13 protein-coding genes and 1 pseudogene are annotated in these 15,676 nt (G+C 71.3%); 10 read left to right on the forward strand and 4 right to left on the reverse strand.

The genetic code is table 11. The annotated features are described in order from the left end of the window. Window positions 1-13: 13 nt before the first annotated feature. On the reverse strand, window positions 14-694 hold the full coding sequence (locus tag OG782_RS31545) for an HAD family hydrolase (protein ID WP_406456790.1): 681 nt from the start codon (window positions 692-694) through the stop codon (window positions 14-16). 572 nt (window positions 695-1,266) lie between these two features. Between OG782_RS31545 and OG782_RS31550 the strand changes: the two genes are divergently transcribed. After that, window positions 1,267-1,902: a ScbR family autoregulator-binding transcription factor gene (locus OG782_RS31550; protein WP_406456792.1), complete on the forward strand. Its 636-nt coding sequence runs from the start codon at window positions 1,267-1,269 to the stop codon at window positions 1,900-1,902. Between the two features lie 930 nt (window positions 1,903-2,832). Here the strand turns inward: OG782_RS31550 and OG782_RS31555 are convergent. Beyond that, window positions 2,833-3,183, reverse strand: a pseudogene (locus OG782_RS31555) (hypothetical protein); the annotation flags it as partial. Between the two features lie 104 nt (window positions 3,184-3,287). On the opposite strand from OG782_RS31555, the gene ggt reads away from it, so the two are divergent. Together ggt and OG782_RS31565 are read left to right on the forward strand one after the other, a co-directional pair. Beyond that, window positions 3,288-5,090, forward strand: a complete 1,803-nt coding sequence (ggt, locus tag OG782_RS31560) for a gamma-glutamyltransferase (RefSeq protein ID WP_406456794.1) — start codon at window positions 3,288-3,290, stop codon at window positions 5,088-5,090. Window positions 5,091-5,246: 156 nt separating this feature from the next. Beyond that, entirely contained in the window at window positions 5,247-6,128 is an 882-nt protein-coding gene (locus OG782_RS31565; protein WP_406456796.1) for a glycoside hydrolase family 75 protein, read from the forward strand. Between the two features lie 18 nt (window positions 6,129-6,146). Here OG782_RS31565 and map read toward each other — a convergent pair whose 3' ends face one another. Then, window positions 6,147-6,914: a type I methionyl aminopeptidase gene (gene map / locus OG782_RS31570; RefSeq protein WP_406456798.1), complete on the reverse strand. Its 768-nt coding sequence runs from the start codon at window positions 6,912-6,914 to the stop codon at window positions 6,147-6,149. A 41-nt stretch (window positions 6,915-6,955) separates the two neighbouring features. Here map and OG782_RS31575 point away from each other — a divergent pair, with 41 nt between their 5' ends. The 5 genes from OG782_RS31575 (at window position 6,956) to OG782_RS31595 (ending at window position 11,668) form a co-directional block, all read left to right on the forward strand. Beyond that, a complete protein-coding gene (locus OG782_RS31575; RefSeq protein WP_406456800.1) occupies window positions 6,956-7,225 on the forward strand; it encodes a helix-turn-helix domain-containing protein in 270 nt (89 codons plus the stop codon). Between the two features lie 38 nt (window positions 7,226-7,263). Further along, the gene (locus OG782_RS31580; RefSeq protein WP_406456802.1) at window positions 7,264-7,644 is read left to right on the forward strand and encodes a PPOX class F420-dependent oxidoreductase; all 381 of its coding nucleotides are present in this window, start codon (window positions 7,264-7,266) and stop codon (window positions 7,642-7,644) included. Between the two features lie 154 nt (window positions 7,645-7,798). Further along, window positions 7,799-9,244, forward strand: a complete 1,446-nt coding sequence (locus tag OG782_RS31585; protein ID WP_406456803.1) for a hypothetical protein — start codon at window positions 7,799-7,801, stop codon at window positions 9,242-9,244. Between the two features lie 301 nt (window positions 9,245-9,545). Beyond that, window positions 9,546-10,388, forward strand: a complete 843-nt coding sequence (locus OG782_RS31590; protein ID WP_406456805.1) for a nitrilase-related carbon-nitrogen hydrolase — start codon at window positions 9,546-9,548, stop codon at window positions 10,386-10,388. After that, window positions 10,385-11,668 carry an aspartate aminotransferase family protein gene (locus OG782_RS31595; protein ID WP_406456807.1) on the forward strand — a complete coding sequence of 428 codons (1,284 nt, stop codon included), beginning with the start codon at window positions 10,385-10,387 and terminating at the stop codon, window positions 11,666-11,668. Before OG782_RS31590 ends, OG782_RS31595 begins: the two co-directional genes overlap by 4 nt. A gap of 77 nt (window positions 11,669-11,745) precedes the next feature. Here the strand turns inward: OG782_RS31595 and OG782_RS31600 are convergent, their stop codons facing one another. After that, window positions 11,746-12,696 carry a hypothetical protein gene (locus tag OG782_RS31600; RefSeq protein WP_406456809.1) on the reverse strand — a complete coding sequence of 317 codons (951 nt, stop codon included), beginning with the start codon at window positions 12,694-12,696 and terminating at the stop codon, window positions 11,746-11,748. Between the two features lie 371 nt (window positions 12,697-13,067). On the opposite strand from OG782_RS31600, the gene hydA reads away from it, so the two are divergent. Together hydA and OG782_RS31610 are read left to right on the forward strand one after the other, a co-directional pair. Next, window positions 13,068-14,468, forward strand: coding sequence for a dihydropyrimidinase (gene hydA, locus OG782_RS31605; protein ID WP_406456811.1), 1,401 nt, complete (start codon window positions 13,068-13,070; stop codon window positions 14,466-14,468). Between the two features lie 176 nt (window positions 14,469-14,644). Further along, the gene (locus OG782_RS31610; RefSeq protein WP_406456813.1) at window positions 14,645-15,646 is read left to right on the forward strand and encodes a TIGR03842 family LLM class F420-dependent oxidoreductase; all 1,002 of its coding nucleotides are present in this window, start codon (window positions 14,645-14,647) and stop codon (window positions 15,644-15,646) included. Window positions 15,647-15,676 lie beyond the last annotated feature (30 nt).

Below are 15,676 nucleotides of genomic sequence, written 5' to 3' on the forward strand. Positions count from 1 at the left end.
GCACCAGGGTGCTCTACTCCCCGATTCGGCTGCGGGCCCAGCCCACCAGCTCCCGGTCGGCGAGGCTCTCGACCCACAGGTCGGCCTGCTCGGCCTCGGGACCCGGCGGGCAGGGCCCGAGGCCGATGACGCGGAGGCCCGCCCGGCGGGCGGATTCCATGCCCGTGAGCGAGTCCTCCACGGCCAGAGCCTCCTCGGGCGGTACGCCGCACAGACGGACGGCCACGCTGTAGAGATCGGGCTCCGGCTTCGGCCGTACTCCCTCGCCGGCGACAACGACGTGGCTGAACGAGACAAGGAGTCCGGCCCGTTCGAGGCACGTTTCCACTGTCTCCCGAGGGCAGTTGCTCGCCACTGCGAGGGGGAGGTGCCGAGCGGCGAGCCGGACCAGTGCGGCAGCGCCCGGCATGGTGACGGGATCCTTGTCGACCAGCGCCGTGAAGGTGGTGAGGAGAGTGGCCGCCAGGTCCTCCGCGAGGTCCGGCTTCCCGGTCTCCTCGGCCATGAGCGCGCCGCACTCGGTGTAGTGCACGCCCTTGGCCCGGTCGGCGAATCCGGAAGGCGGCCTGAGACCGAAGAGCCCGAAGGTGACGTTCCTGGCCTCCTGCCAATGTCGTTCCGTGTCCATCAGCGTCCCGTCGCAATCGAAGACGATGGCTGACGGGGACCAGGCAAGGATGTTACGAGCTGTCATGTAACTGCCCTTCTCGAATTAGGAGACTGCGCTGACCGTTCCGGTGCACGGTGCGCAGTGCGCGGGTGGCAGAGAAGTGCCGGAGTGTGGATGGGAAATGTGCGGCAGCGAGAGAACCGCACAACCCGGCACGGACGCGGCGACCGCGGGCACGTTGCTGAACGCGTCATGGCGGACATGGATCGGCGCTTTCGGCGTGAGCCTAAAACATCGTAGTCGTTACGTTATTTAGCTCTCGCCGCGTTCCGCAATCACCAATTCGAGTGCATGGGAATGCCGTCGGCCCCCAACTGCCGGGGTGCGGGAACGGGCCGGAAGTAGATGCCACGGCGTCCGCGATGCGATCAATGAGCCTGGTGAGAGGCGCGTTTGGCGGCCCGCTATGTCGCGCGGAGCGTCGTCGGGACACCCGCGTGGAACGTTTCTTCTGGCGGGGCGGCGGATTGCGTGAAAATGCATCCGCTCAGGACCGAAGAATAATAGGATCTTCGCGCGATGCGACTGCGCCCCTATGGGGAGTTCCATTCCCTCGCGGCGCAGGAATAGAACATTCAAGCGAAGATGGAGCATACGTGCAGGACAGGGCCCGAGAAACCCGCAAAGCATTGCTGGAATCAGCCGCACATCTATTTTTCGAACGGGGATATGCGGGAACGAGTGTCAATGACATAAGTGATCACTCCGGAAAAACCAGCGGCGCGATCTACTTCCATTACTCGAGCAAGGAGAAGCTAGCGCTCGCGGTGGCCCGAGAGCAGTTCGCCACGTGGCCGAAGCTCGCCGCCCCCTATGCCGCGCCCGGAATCCCCCCGCTGGAGAAGCTGGTCGCCCTCAGCCTCAGTGTCGCGCGCTCTCTCACCGAGGACATTGTGGCGCGCGCCGGCGCCCGGCTCTGGGCGGAGCGGCGGGGCATCGAGGCGGCGGTGCCCGCACCGTTCGGTGCCTGGGCCCAGGCTGTCACCCGGCTTCTTGCCCAAGCCCGCACCCGGGGTGAGCTCGCGGCCGACGTGAAGCCGTCGGCCGCGGCTGTGACGCTCGTGTGCGCGTTCTTCGGGCTCTGCACGCTGACCGACGACCTGCCGGGCGGGCGGGCCAGGGGGGAGCAGATCGATCAGTGGTGGCTGCTGACGCTCAAGTCCCTGCAGGCGACACCAGACCCGGCCGGCCTGCTCGCCCGTGCCCGGGTACGGATCCCCGTACAGCCGTAGGACAGGATGCGGGAAAAGGCGGACCGGGCTCCTGACCGAGGCCGCTGAGCACGGGACGGCCCAGGTGCGCGACTTCAAGCTCTGCTGCTTCGGCCGGCGGGCTCGGTGGGCACGAGGGCCTTCCAGGTCGCCTTGGCCCTCGGTCGCCGATGCGGCAGACCTGTGCGACCACCGCGGCAGCGACGACGAACGGGAGTTGCACGACCCTGATCCCCAAGGGCGTACCGGGCTTTCCGTTTCCACCCGTCCGGCCATTCGCGCCCGCCCTGAAAGCGGCTGCCGCCAGTGGGCCCACCACAGCGTCGTGGCAACGACGGACGGCCCGCGGCCTATGGGAGGAGTGTGACTCCCTTCTCCCTGTGCCGTTCGAGGAGTGCGCCCTCCCTCCCGTGTTCGTCCAGTCGTACCCGCGTGGGCGGTGAGAGGCACGGCGACCTCGGACACCGGGGCGGGACCGGCAGGCCCACACCGCACCTGCGCATCATCGGATCCTCGGCGTGTTCATGCGGGAGCATCGGGTCGGTCACGGGTCAGGCCGCCCCCACCGCAACGCACGTGCGGTGAGCCGGGCGGTCCAGGAGGTCGAACGGGTTCGCGAATGGGGGCGGCGGTGCGACGCCGGGCACCGGCACCGGTACACGGCACGTCCCGGGCCCACGTGGGCATCACGGAGCGCACGAGGGAGGCCGAGACGCTTCTGCCACAGTTCGGGCCGGCGCACGAAGGGACCGTCGCGGCCCGTGCCGAATGTGCCGAGTTGACCGGTGAATCCGGCGATGGGCGGGGCGCGGTGGAGCTTCGTGAAGGGCTGGGCCGCGACTGCCGGAGGCGCTACGGCCCCACGACCCCAGGGCCCTGGACGTGTTCGAGAAGATGACCCGCTGGACCGAATTCAAGGTCACGGCGAATGAAACATCTTGACGCGGCACGATGTGGCGAACTCGGCACCTTGGAGACCGGGCCGCCGACGCAGAACTCGGTCCGCTCGCCGAATCCCTGCTGCGCGATGTCGTGGGACAGGATCTGGGCGTGCGCCGAGCAGTCCTTGATCAGCGCGGAGAGTTCCAGCAGGGCGAAGACGTCGTGCCGGTGGACGGCGCCGTCACCGCCCGCGTCGCGGTTGACGACGAGCAGGCACTCGGAGTTCCCCGGCAGGCCGAAGAACGCCTGCTTGCGGCGGAGCTTGCGGCGCCAGAGATAGGTGCGCGCGAGCCGGCCGAGGGCGGCGCTGATGCCTGCGGCTATCACGCCCAGCACGATGTTGCGTACGTCGTCAGTCATCGGCGGGCACGTTAGCGGGCATTCGGCCTCAAGTTCGAGGCGGTCCTGACGGGGCTGCCGGGGCGGCGCTACCCTGCGCGGACGATCCTTCACTGGAGGTGCGCATGCGACGTTCCGTTGGGCGGAATGTGTCGTTGTCGGTCGTTCTCGCCGCTGTGGTGTCGGTCGGGGCCGCCGCCCCGTCCTCGTCCGCCCCACCGACCGCGCCACCGCCCAAGTCACCCGTCGCGGTGGGATACGGGGGAGCGGTCTCCAGTGTCGACGCCGACGCGACGGCCGCCGGTATAGAGGTACTGCGCAAGGGGGGCAACGCGGTGGACGCCGCGGTGGCGACCGCTGCGGCCCTCGGGGTGACCGAGCCGTACTCGGCGGGGCTGGGCGGAGGCGGCTACTTCGTCCACTACGACGCCCGCAGCCGCACCGTGCAGACCATCGACGGGCGCGAGACCGCGCCGCGCAGCGCGGACTCCTCGCTCTTCCTGGAGAACGGCAAGCCGCTCGCCTTCGAGGACGCCGTCACCAGCGGCCTCGGCGTCGGCACGCCCGGCACCCCCGCCACCTGGCAGGCCGCGCTCGACGCCTGGGGCAGCACATCGCTCCGGCAGGTCCTGAAACCCGCCGAGCGGATCGCCAGGGAGGGGTTCGTCGTCGACGGCACCTTCCGTTCCCAGACGGAGGGCAACCGGGCCAGGTTCACTGACTTCCCGGCCACCCGGAACCTCTTCCTGCCGGGCGGCGAGCTCCCCGTGGTCGGCTCGGTCTTCAAGAACCCGGACCTGGCGCGCACGTACGAGGAGGTCGGCCGCAAGGGCGTCGACGAGCTCTACCGGGGTGAGCTGGCCGAGGACATCGTGCGGACCGTGCGCAATCCGCCCGTCGACCCCGCGTCGGCCCGGGTCGTGCGTCCCGGCGACCTCACGGCGAAGGACCTGCGCGGCTACCGTGCGCTGCGCCAGGCACCCACGAAGGTGGGCTACCGCGGCCTCGACGTGTACGGCATGGCACCGTCCTCGTCCGGCGGGACGACGGTGGGCGAGGCCCTCAACATCCTTGAGTCCACGGATCTTTCGAAGGCGAGCGAGGCGCAGTATCTGCACCGCTACATCGAGGCGAGCCGGATCGCGTTCGCGGACCGGGGCCGCTGGGTCGGCGACCCGGCGTTCGAGGACGTGCCGACGAAGGAACTGCTCGGGCAGCGGTTCGCCGACGCGCGCGAGTGCCTGATCAAGGACGACGCGGTGCTGACCAGCCCGCTGGCCCCGGGGGACCCGCGCCGCCCCGGTGACTGCTCCAGCCGCGGGACGGCCGCCCCGACCACGTACGAGGGTGAGAACACCACCCATCTGACGACCGCCGACAAGTGGGGCAACGTCGTCGCGTACACCCTGACGATCGAGCAGACCGGCGGCAGCGGGATCACCGTGCCTGGGCGCGGCTTCCTGCTCAACAACGAACTGACGGACTTCTCGTTCGCGCCGGCCAACCCCGCCGTCCACGACCCGAACCTGCCGGGTCCGGGCAAGCGGCCGCGGTCGTCGATCTCCCCGACCATCGTGCTGAAGCACGGGCAGCCCGTGCTGGCCCTGGGGTCGCCGGGCGGTGCCACGATCATCACGACCGTGCTCCAGTCGCTGATCGGTACGGTCGACCGCGGCCTTCCCCTGGTGGACGCCATCGCGGCGCCCCGTGCCAGCCAGCGCAACGCGGCGGCGACGGAGCTCGAACCGGGGCTGTGGAACAGCCCGGTGCGGGCACAACTCGAAGCCCTGGGCCACGTGTTCAAGGCGAATCCGGAGATCGGGGCGGCGACGGGTGTGCAGCGGCTGCCGGACGGGCGCTGGCTCGCGGCCGCCGAGAAGGAGCGGCGGGGCGGCGGTTCCGCGATGGTGGTGAGGCCGTCCAGGTGACACTGACGGACCATCAATAACCGTACGGGCGGGTTCGGTCGGCCGCGCAAGGGTGTGGCGGGCCGGACCCGCGGCCTCGACGGGGGCATGCGGGGGGCGTCTTGGCTGATGTCAGCAAGGGAAAGACTCCTCACAGAAGGGCACCCCACGGTGCGCATGCGAACGCTTGCCCTCGCCACGGTCTCCGGCGCCGCCCTGCTCGCGGCCGGATCCCTCACGCCCGCCGCCCACGGCGGCACCGCCCTCCGGCCGGACGCGTCGGCCCCGGTGCGGAAGGCGGACCGGGGCGCGGTCCGCCTCGCACCGGCCGCCTACGCCCACCCGGCGCCCGACGACGCCCCGGCGCCCGACAATGGCCCGGCCGGTACGCCGACCCCGACCCCGACCCCGACGCAGACCCCCACTCCGACCTCCACTCCGACCCCCGAACCCGCACCTGTCGAGGCCGGGGAGGGCGCCGTCACCGCGGCCGAACTGCTCGCCGTGGCCACCTCCTGCACGCGGATCTCGAACGGCACCTACCGCACGGACGAGGGGGCCACGCCCTCCGTCCCGGTGTGCGGGGCGAAGGGCGCCGTCTTCTGGCAGGCCGACCTGGACATCGACTGCGACGGCCAGTTGACCAAGGCCTGCAACACGGACACCGACCCGTGGTTCCAGGGCGACACCGCCTTCCACACCTCCGGCGACCGGCCGCTGAACGCGGAGGAACTCCCGTACGTCGTGGTGCCGAGCCGCAGCTCCGTGTGGGACTTCTCCGGTGCCGGGATCAAGGGCGGAAGTGTCGTCGCCGTCGTGTACGCGGGCAAGGTGGAGTACGCCGTCGTCGGTGACACCGGACCCGCCGGCATCATCGGTGAGGCCTCGTACGCCACGGCGCGGGCGCTCGGCATCGACCCGGACCCGAGGACCGGAGGAGCCGGCGCCGGTGTCACGTACATCCTGTTCAAGGACTCCGTGGTGTCACCGATCGAGAGCCACAGCGCGGCGGTGACCGCCGGGGAAGCCCTCGCCCGGCAGTTCGTCCGAGACAACTGACGCGGGTGGCAGGCCCGTTCAGAGGGCGGTCAGGATCCGGGGGCCGTCGTTCGTGATGGCCACCGTGTGTTCGGCGTGCGCGGCGCGGCTGCCGTCGGACGTGCGCAGCGTCCAGCCGTCCCGGTCCGGGTGGAACTCGTCCCGGCCGCCGGCGATCAGCATCGGTTCGATGGCCAGCACCATGCCGTGCCGCAACGGCATTCCGCGGCCCGGACGTCCCTCGTTGGGGACGCCCGGGTCCTCGTGCATGGCCCGGCCGATGCCGTGGCCGCCGAAACCCTCGGGGATGCCGTAGCCGGCCGTGCGGCAGACCGTGCCGATCGCGTGCGCGATGTCGCCGATCCGGTTCCCGACGACCGCCGCCGCGATGCCCGCGTCCAGGGCCTCGAAGGCCGTCGCGATCAGCCGGGTGTCCGCGGGACGGGCGCGGCCGACGGTGAAGCTGATCGCCGAGTCGCCGGCCCAGCCGTCGAGGAGAGCGCCCGCGTCGATGCTGACCAGGTCGCCGTCGCGCAGCCGGTAGTCCGTCGGGATGCCGTGCACGATCGCGTCGTTGACGGACGCGCAGATCACGGCGGGGAACGGGGTGGGGGCGAAGTGCGGCCGGTAGTTCAGGAACGGCGAACGGGCGCCCGCGCCGCGCAGGACCTCGCGCGCCACCTCGTCGAGTTCACGCAGGGAGACACCGACGGCCGCCGCGTCCCGTACGGCCGCCAGCAACTGCGCCACGACCCGGCCGGTCTCGCGCATGGCATCGATGGATGTGTCTGTCTTGATCTGCACCATGCCAATTACTATACCGGTCTATGCGGTATTAGAATGACTGCATGGTACGTACACCCCTGACCCCCGAAGAGCGCCTGCGCGGCGAACGGCTCGGCCGGCTGCTCCGCGAGGCGCGCGGCGGCCGCAGCATGCCCGACATCGCCAGGAGCGCCGGAATCTCGGCCGAGACGCTCCGCAAGATCGAGACCGGCCGCGCCCCGACACCCGCGTTCTTCACCGTCGCGGCTCTGGCTGGGGCGCTCGGCCTCTCCATGGACGAACTGCTCCTGCGCTGCGCCCCGGAGCCGGACGTCGTCGCCCTGGCCGGCTGAGGGCGGGGGGCGTGACGCCGCACGCGTAGGGTGACGCCATGAGCCTTCAGGACTTCGCCCGCAGCGAGTACGTCAGTCTCACGACGTACCGGAAGGACGGCACGCCCGTCGCCACCCCCGTCTGGGCGGCGGCCGACGGGGACGAGCTGTTCATCTGGACCAAGAGCGATTCGTGGAAGGTCAAGCGGCTGCGCAACGACAGCCGTGTCCGCGTCACCGTCTGTGATGTGCGCGGGCGGATCGCGGAGGGTGCCCCGACGGCCGAGGGGACCGGCAGGCTGCTCGACGAGCGGGGTACGGCGGCTGTGCGCCGCGTCATCGGCCGCAAGTACACCTGGAAGTACTGGCTGCTCGACTACCCGGCGATGATCGTCCGGCTCGGCAAGCGGCCGCACACCGGAATCGCCGTCACCTTCTGACACCACCGGCCGGAGTGCCCCGCGGGGGCGCTCGCGGCTGCGGCCGCGCGCCTGCCGCACCCGGACCGAAAAGTGCCCGTAGCCGTCCCGTAACACACCTGCGGTCAAATGCCTGCGACTGGAAGGCTCCAGTCGACGGCGGCCGAGGGCGACGATGACGGTGCATCAGCATGCTGTGTCCATAGGTGAGTTCGCGCGCCACCTGCGGAATCTGGCGGCACTGCTCGATCCCGCGCGGGGCTGGTACGGAGTCTTCTGCCGACGCGACCCGGCAGGGATGCGGGCCTGCCTGGACGGGGTCGAGCTGCCGCCGTGGGACGTGATGGAGTCCCTCTTCACCGACCTGGCCGCCGTGCGCGGTGCCGGGTACGCCGAGCGCGAGTCGGTGCGTGCGGCCGAGCTCTACGCCGCCTCCGCCATCGCCCACGACCGCCGCCCCGGCGGGCGTGAGCAGCTTGCGGAGCGGCTGGAACTGATGCTGCACGAGCAGGCGCACGCCGCCCAGCGGCTGCGGGCCGTCGGGGCGGGGGGCGAAGCGGGCGCGGTGGACCCCGAGGCGGTCGCCTGGGCCCGTGACGACCACGAGCGCGCCTCGGCCCGCTGCACGGAGCTGCGCAGACGCCTGGCGGCGGTGGCGGCGCCGCCGGGCTGGTACCGCACCGAGCCGCAGCCCGGTGCCGGAGCGGCGCCGGACCCCGCGCCCTTGGCCCGGCCTGCCGGACCGGACCCCGCGCCAGTGAGACGAGCTGCCGGACCGGATCCCGTGCCAGTGAAACGAGCTGCCGGACCGGATCCCGTGCCAGTGAGACGAGCTGCCGGACCGGACCCCGCGCCCGTGGAGCCTCCCGCCGGACCGGACCCCGCCCGCCCGTCCTCCGGGGCCAGGGCCCGCAAGAAGCCGCGAGGTGCGCGCTTCGCCGGGCTCGAGCTCGACGACGAGGGCCCCGTGGCCCCGGCGCCCGTCCTGCCCGTCCCACCGGTGGCGGCAGCCGTGCCCCGCGGGGCACGTTTCGGCGGCGCCCCGGGCACGGACGACGGCCCGGCCGGGCGCACCGAGGCCGCCGCGCCGGATCCCGCCGCGGTCCGTGCGGCCCGGGAGACCGTCGCGCTGCTGCTCCGGCTACGGGCCGCGGGCCGCAGCGGGGAGGCGCACGTGGTGCTCTGCGAGGCGGCCGCGCGCCCCGCCGACCGGCTGCCGCTGCTCGCCGTCGAACTCCACCGCGCGGGTCTCGGGGCCGACTGGGCGACCCTGCTGTGGGAGGTGTCGTCGCTGCCCCCGGCCGAGCTCGCGGCGGCGGCGGACGTGCTGGCCGCGGCGGGGCGCCCGGAGGACTGCGGGCTGCTGCTGCGCCAGGGAGTGGCGCGGCCGGCCGAGGAGATCGCCGACGCGGTGCTGGCTCTCGGCCGGGCAGGCCGGGGGCCCCAGGCGCAGGCGCTGCTCGGTGCCTTCGTCCGCGTCCGGACACCGCAGGACGCGGCCAGTATCGCGGTGAGCGATCCGCGCCACCTCGTACCGCACCTGCTGGCGGCGGCCCGCACGGTGTCCGAGGAACGGGAGCGGGACGTGGAGCACGCACTGCGGGTGGCGGGCATCGGTTAGGACCTCGCACCGGGACACGGCCGCCGGGACCCCGCGAGTCCGCATGTCCGGAACGGATGGCCTCGCACCGGGACACGGCCGCCGGGACCCCGCGAGTCCGCACGACCGGACGGATGGTCAGGGGGCCATCCGGCCGAGCCGCGGCAATGGACCGCACGGGTGTGAAACATGATCGACTCCGCTGGTTCACGGCGATGGTCTTGCCCCGCTGTGTGACGGGGCTTACGTTCTCCCCTACGCACGTATCTACGGGCGTAGAAACGCGAAGAGGCCCTCTGACGCCGCGTCGAAGGAGCAGCTCATGTCTCAAGTCGTACGCGCCGCACTCGTCCAGGCGACCTGGACCGGCGACACCGAATCCATGATCGCCAAGCACGAGGAACACGCGCGCGAGGCCGCCCGGCAGGGGGCGCAGATCATCGGCTTCCAGGAGGTGTTCAACGCCCCCTACTTCTGCCAGGTGCAGGAGCCCGAGCACTACCGCTGGGCCGAGGCCGTACCCGAAGGTCCGACCGTGCAGCGGATGCGGGAACTGGCCCGCGAGACCGGCATGGTGATCGTCGTCCCGGTCTTCGAGGTCGAGCAGTCCGGCTTCTACTACAACACCGCCGCCGTGATCGATGCCGACGGCTCGTATCTCGGCAAGTACCGCAAGCACCACATCCCGCAGGTCAAGGGGTTCTGGGAGAAGTACTACTTCAAGCCCGGAAACGCCGGCTGGCCGGTCTTCGACACGGCCGTCGGCAAGGTCGGCGTCTACATCTGCTACGACCGGCACTTCCCCGAGGGCTGGCGGCAGCTCGGCCTCAACGGAGCGCAGTTGGTCTACAACCCGTCGGCCACCTCGCGCGGACTCTCCAGCTACCTCTGGCAGCTGGAACAGCCGGCGTCCGCCGTCGCCAACGAGTACTTCATCGCCGCGATCAACCGCGTCGGCCAGGAGGAGTACGGCGACAACGACTTCTACGGCACCAGCTACTTCGTCGACCCCCGGGGCCAGTTCGTCGGCGAGGTCGCCAGCGACAAGGCCGAGGAACTCCTCGTCCGGGACCTGGACTTCGGGCTCATCGAGGAGGTCCGTCAGCAGTGGGCCTTCTACCGGGACCGCCGTCCCGACGCGTACGAGGGGCTGGTGGAGCCGTGAGCAGCCTGCACCACCGCCACCTCGCCGTCAGCCCGGACTGGCTGGCGCTCTACTACCGGCACCCGCTGGAGATCACCCATGGCGAGGGCCGCCATGTCTGGGACGCGGACGGCAACCGCTACCTCGACTTCTTCGGCGGCATCCTCACGACGATGACCGCCCACGCCCTGCCCGAGGTCACCAAGGCGGTCAGCGAGCAGGCCGGGAGGATCATCCACTCCTCCACGCTCTATCTGAACCGGCCGATGGTGGAACTGGCCGAGCGCGTCGCCACGCTCTCCGGCATCCCGGACGCCCGGGTCTTCTTCACGACCTCCGGCACCGAGGCCAACGACACGGCGCTGCTGCTCGCCACGACGTACCGCAGGTCGAACCAGATCCTCGCGATGCGCAACAGCTACCACGGCAGATCCTTCTCAGCGGTCTCCATCACCGGCAACAACGCCTGGTCGCCCACCAGTCTGTCGCCGCTCCAGACGCTGTACGTGCACGGCGGCGTCCGCACCCGGGGACCGTACGCGCACCTGGGCGACGGGGAGTTCATCGCCGCCTGTGTCGCGGACCTGGAGGATCTGCTCGGCCACACCCGCGCGCCCGCCGCGCTGATCGCCGAACCCATCCAGGGCGTGGGCGGGTTCACCTCGCCGCCCGACGGCCTGTACGCGGCGTTCCGCGAAGTCCTGAACCGGCACGGGATCCTGTGGATCTCCGACGAGGTCCAGACCGGCTGGGGACGCTCCGGCGAACACTTCTGGGGCTGGCAGGCGCATGGCCGCAGCGGCCCGCCGGACATCCTCACCTTCGCCAAGGGCATCGGCAACGGCATGTCGATCGGGGGCGTCGTCGCCCGCGCCGACGTCATGAACTGCCTGGACGCCAACTCCATTTCGACGTTCGGCGGCTCCCCGGTCACCATGGCGGCCGGCCTCGCCAACCTCACGTACCTCCTCGAACACGATCTCCAGGGCAACGCCCGCCGCGTCGGGGGCCTGCTCATCGAGCGGCTGCGCGCGATCGGCGCCGCCTCGGAGTGCGTACGGGAGGTGCGCGGGCGCGGCCTGATGATCGGCATCGAGCTGGTGAAGCCGGGCACGGACGAGGCGAACCCCGAAGCGGCCGCCGCCGTGCTGGAAGCGGCCCGGGAGGGTGGCCTGCTCCTCGGCAAGGGGGGCGGTCACAGCACCAGTGTGCTGCGCATCGCTCCGCCGCTCTCGCTCTCCATCCCGGAGGCCGAGGAGGGCGCGGCGATCCTCGCGGACGCGCTGCGGACCGTGGGGTGAGGACGGGGGTGCGGCGGCCCGCCGGCCACCGCATCCCCGCGCCCGGCCGCCGCCGCGGTGCACCGACGATCCGGCGGCTACCGGCCGACGCGCTCGAATCGCACGGATCCGCCGAAGTTCTCGTCGTCGGTGCCCCAGAGGCCCAGCCGTCCGGGGAGGAAGGCGATGGCCTCGATCTTCCGGTTGTCCTGCTTGGTGAAGCGGCTCAGCGGGCTGAGGGCGCGCTCGGGCTTGAGGCGCAGCACCGCGTCGTGGGCCCCGTTCACGGTGAGCCGGCCGGCGTCGTAGACCGCGGAGGAGAACGGACCGTCGTCCACGTTGGGATCCGAGGCCGCCGACACCATGACGGTGCCGTCGTCGAGGACCTTCAGATCGCTGATGTGGCGCACCTCGTCCTCGTCCGGGTACGGCACGGAGAACTCCTGCCGCGCCGAGACAGCGCCGAACTCCGGGCCGTGCGCGCCGATGCGTACCGAGGCGGCGCGCACGACGGCTTTCTCGTCGCCGCTGCCGCGCGTCGCCCACACGGCGAAGGTCCTCCCCGACCGGTCGCGGTGCAGCGCGAAGCTCTCGTAGTTGTCGCCGTCGCGCCTGCCCGGCAGAGCGGCGGGTTCCTGCTCGGCCGTCGCCCGGCCGTCCGCCACGACGACGTGGTACGCGTTGCCCCGGCTGGCCACGGCGACGTAGTGGCCGGGACGGCCCGGCACCGCGTCGAGTGCCTCCAGGTCGGCGGGGAGCATGCCGAGCCAGGGGAGTTCCCGGACGACGGGCGCCCGGCCGGGCCGCAGGCGCACGGTCGCCACCCTGTTCTCACCGTCACCCTTGTTGTCCCGTACGACGACGGCGTCGGCCAGACCGCGGCCCGTGGGCGCCCCTTCGACGAGCGCGATGCCGCTCACCCCGCCCAGGATGCCCGAGCCGGTCCGCTGCCAGCCGTCGGCGGGGGCGGCGGTGGCACCGGCGCTCAGGGGTGCGGCGGCGAGGGAGGCGCAGAGGGTGGCGGCGACGACGATTCCGTTCCTGATCATGGAACGAAGCTAGGGGGCGTCTTCCGCGTCCCGGCCGAACCGCCGCTGCCCGTCCGGCGGGTTCCCCCGCACGGACCCGCCGCACTCGCCCGTCCGGCGCCGGGCGGGGCGCGCGCCTTGTCCCCGGCCGGAACATGCGTATCCGGGCCGGGGCCCGCGCGCCCACCGCGTATACGACACACGCCGGCGCCCGCCCGAATGGCCGAACCGCGCCGCGCACTGGGCCGGTCGGGTGCCGGACGGCGGAAACAGAAACGTCTTCATCGGTTAGCGGCAGCGGTATTGCCACAGTGGGTAACCCACTTCTACGTTCTTCTTCACGCACCTTGTCTACGTGCGTAGACCCATTCCGCCACAGTGAGGAGGGGTACATGAGCCGCACCGTCATTCACGGCGGCCTCGTCGTCACCGCGTCCGACGAGATCCACGCCGACGTACTCATCGACGGCGGCCGCATCGCCGCACTCGCCGCGCACGGCACCGACGCCGCAGCGAGCTGGACCGCCGACCGGACCATCGACGCCACCGGGAAATACGTCATCCCGGGCGGTGTCGACGCGCACACCCACATGGAGATGCCGTTCGGCGGCACCTTCGCGGCGGACACCTTCGAGACCGGCACCCGGGCCGCCGCCTGGGGCGGCACCACCACCATCGTGGACTTCGCCATCCAGTCGGTGGGGCGCTCCCTGCGCGAGGGGCTCGACGCCTGGTACGCCAAGGCCGACGGCAACTGCGCCATCGACTACGCGTTCCACATGATCCTCGCCGACGTGAACGAGTCGTCGCTCAAGGAGATGGACCTGCTGGTCGCGGAGGGGGTCACGTCCTTCAAACTGTTCATGGCCTACCCCGGCGTCTTCTACAGCGACGACGGGCAGATCCTGCGCGCCATGCAGCGGGCCGAGTCCAACGGCGGCCTGATCATGATGCACGCGGAGAACGGCATCGCCATCGACGTTCTCGTCGAGCAGGCCCTCGCCGCCGGCCGCACCGATCCCCGCTACCACGGAGACGTACGGAAGGTGGCGCTGGAGGCCGAGGCCACCCACCGCGCCATCCAGCTCGCACGCGTCGCCGGCTCCCCGCTGTACGTCGTGCACGTCTCCGCCGACGAGGCCCTCGACGAGATCGCCGCCGCCCGTCACAAGGGGCTGCCGGTCTTCGGTGAGACCTGCCCGCAGTACCTCTTCCTGTCCACCGACAACCTCGCGGAGCCGGATTTCGAGGGGGCCAAGTACGTCTGCTCCACGCCGCTGCGGCCCAAGGAGCATCAGGAAGCCCTGTGGCGGGGCCTGCGGAACAACGAGCTCCAGGTCGTCTCCACCGACCACTGCCCGTTCTGCTTCTCCGGCCAGAAGGAGATGGGCCGCGGCGACTTCTCGAAGATCCCCAACGGCATGCCGGGGGTCGAGAACCGGATGGACCTCCTGCACCAGGCCGTCGTCGACGGCCACATCTCGCGCCGCCGCTGGATCGAGATCGCCTGCGCCTCCCCGGCCCGGATGTTCGGCCTCTACCCGAGGAAGGGCACCGTCGCCCCCGGGGCCGACGCCGACATCGTCATCTACGACCCGGCGGCCGAGCAGACCCTCTCCGCCGAGACCCACCACATGAACGTCGACTACTCCGCCTACGAGGGCAAGCGGCTCACCGGCCAGGTGGAGACCGTGCTCTCGCGCGGCGAGGTCGTCATCGACCGCCGCACCTTCACCGGCCGCGCCGGCCACGGCATGTACACCCCCCGCGCCACCTGTCAGTACCTCAACTAGGGGGTGTCTCGCCGGTCATGACCGGGTCCGCGACGCCTGGCACGGCACCTCGCCGCGTTGCCGAAACGCCCTAGTAGCTCCGCTATCAAGACGCTCCAGCGCCTTGCGATGCACCGCACCAGACGCCGCGGCCTATCCGGCCCTGACCGACGAGACACCCCCTAGGAGCACCTGGCATGGACTTCGGACTCGTCCTGCAGACCGACCCGCCCGCATCGGCCGTCGTCGGCCTGATGCGCCGCGCCGAACGCAACGGCTTCCGCTACGGCTGGACCTTCGACTCGGCGGTGCTCTGGCAGGAGCCCTTCGTCATCTACAGCCGCATCCTCGAACACACCGAACACCTCGTGGTCGGCCCCATGGTGACCAACCCGGGAACCCGCACCTGGGAGGTGACGGCCTCCACCTTCGCCACCCTCAACGACATGTACGGCAACCGGACGGTCTGCGGCATCGGCCGCGGCGACTCGGCGATGCGCGTCGCCGGACGCAAGCCCAACACCCTGGCCCGGCTCGGCGAGGCCATCGACGTCATCCGCGACCTCGCCGAGGGGCGCGAGGCGGTCGTCGACGGGCAGCCGGTCCAGATCCCCTGGGTCAAGGACGGCCGGCTGCCCGTCTGGATGGGCGCGTACGGACCCAAGGCCCTCGCGCTCGCCGGGCAGAAGGCCGACGGCTTCATCCTCCAGCTCGCCGACCCCTTCCTCACCGAATGGATGATCAAGGCGGTACGGGACGCGGCGGCCGAGGCCGGGCGCGACCCGGACTCCGTCACCATCTGCGTCGCCGCGCCCGCCTACGTGGGCGAGGACCTCGACCACGCGCGCGAGCAGTGCCGCTGGTTCGGCGGCATGGTCGGCAACCACGTCGCGGATCTGGTCTCCCGCTACGGCGAACACTCCGGGCTCGTCCCCGAGGCCCTCACCGCGTACATCGCCGGCCGTTCCGGATACGACTACAGCCACCACGGCCGCGCCGGGAACCCCGACACCACCTTCGTACCGGACGAGATCGTGGACCGGTTCTGCCTGCTGGGCCCGGCCGAGGCGCACATCGAGAAGCTCCGGGCCCTGCGCGATCTCGGCGTCGACCAGTTCGCCGTCTACAACATGCACGACGCCCGCGAGGCGACCATCGACGCCTACGGCGCCGAGATCATCCCCGCACTCAACGACTGACCACCCCGTAGGTCCTGTCGTACGCACCCC

It is taken from the genome of Streptomyces sp. NBC_00876 (assembly GCF_045207435.1).
In the GTDB taxonomy this organism is placed as follows: Bacteria; Actinomycetota; Actinomycetes; order Streptomycetales; family Streptomycetaceae; genus Streptomyces.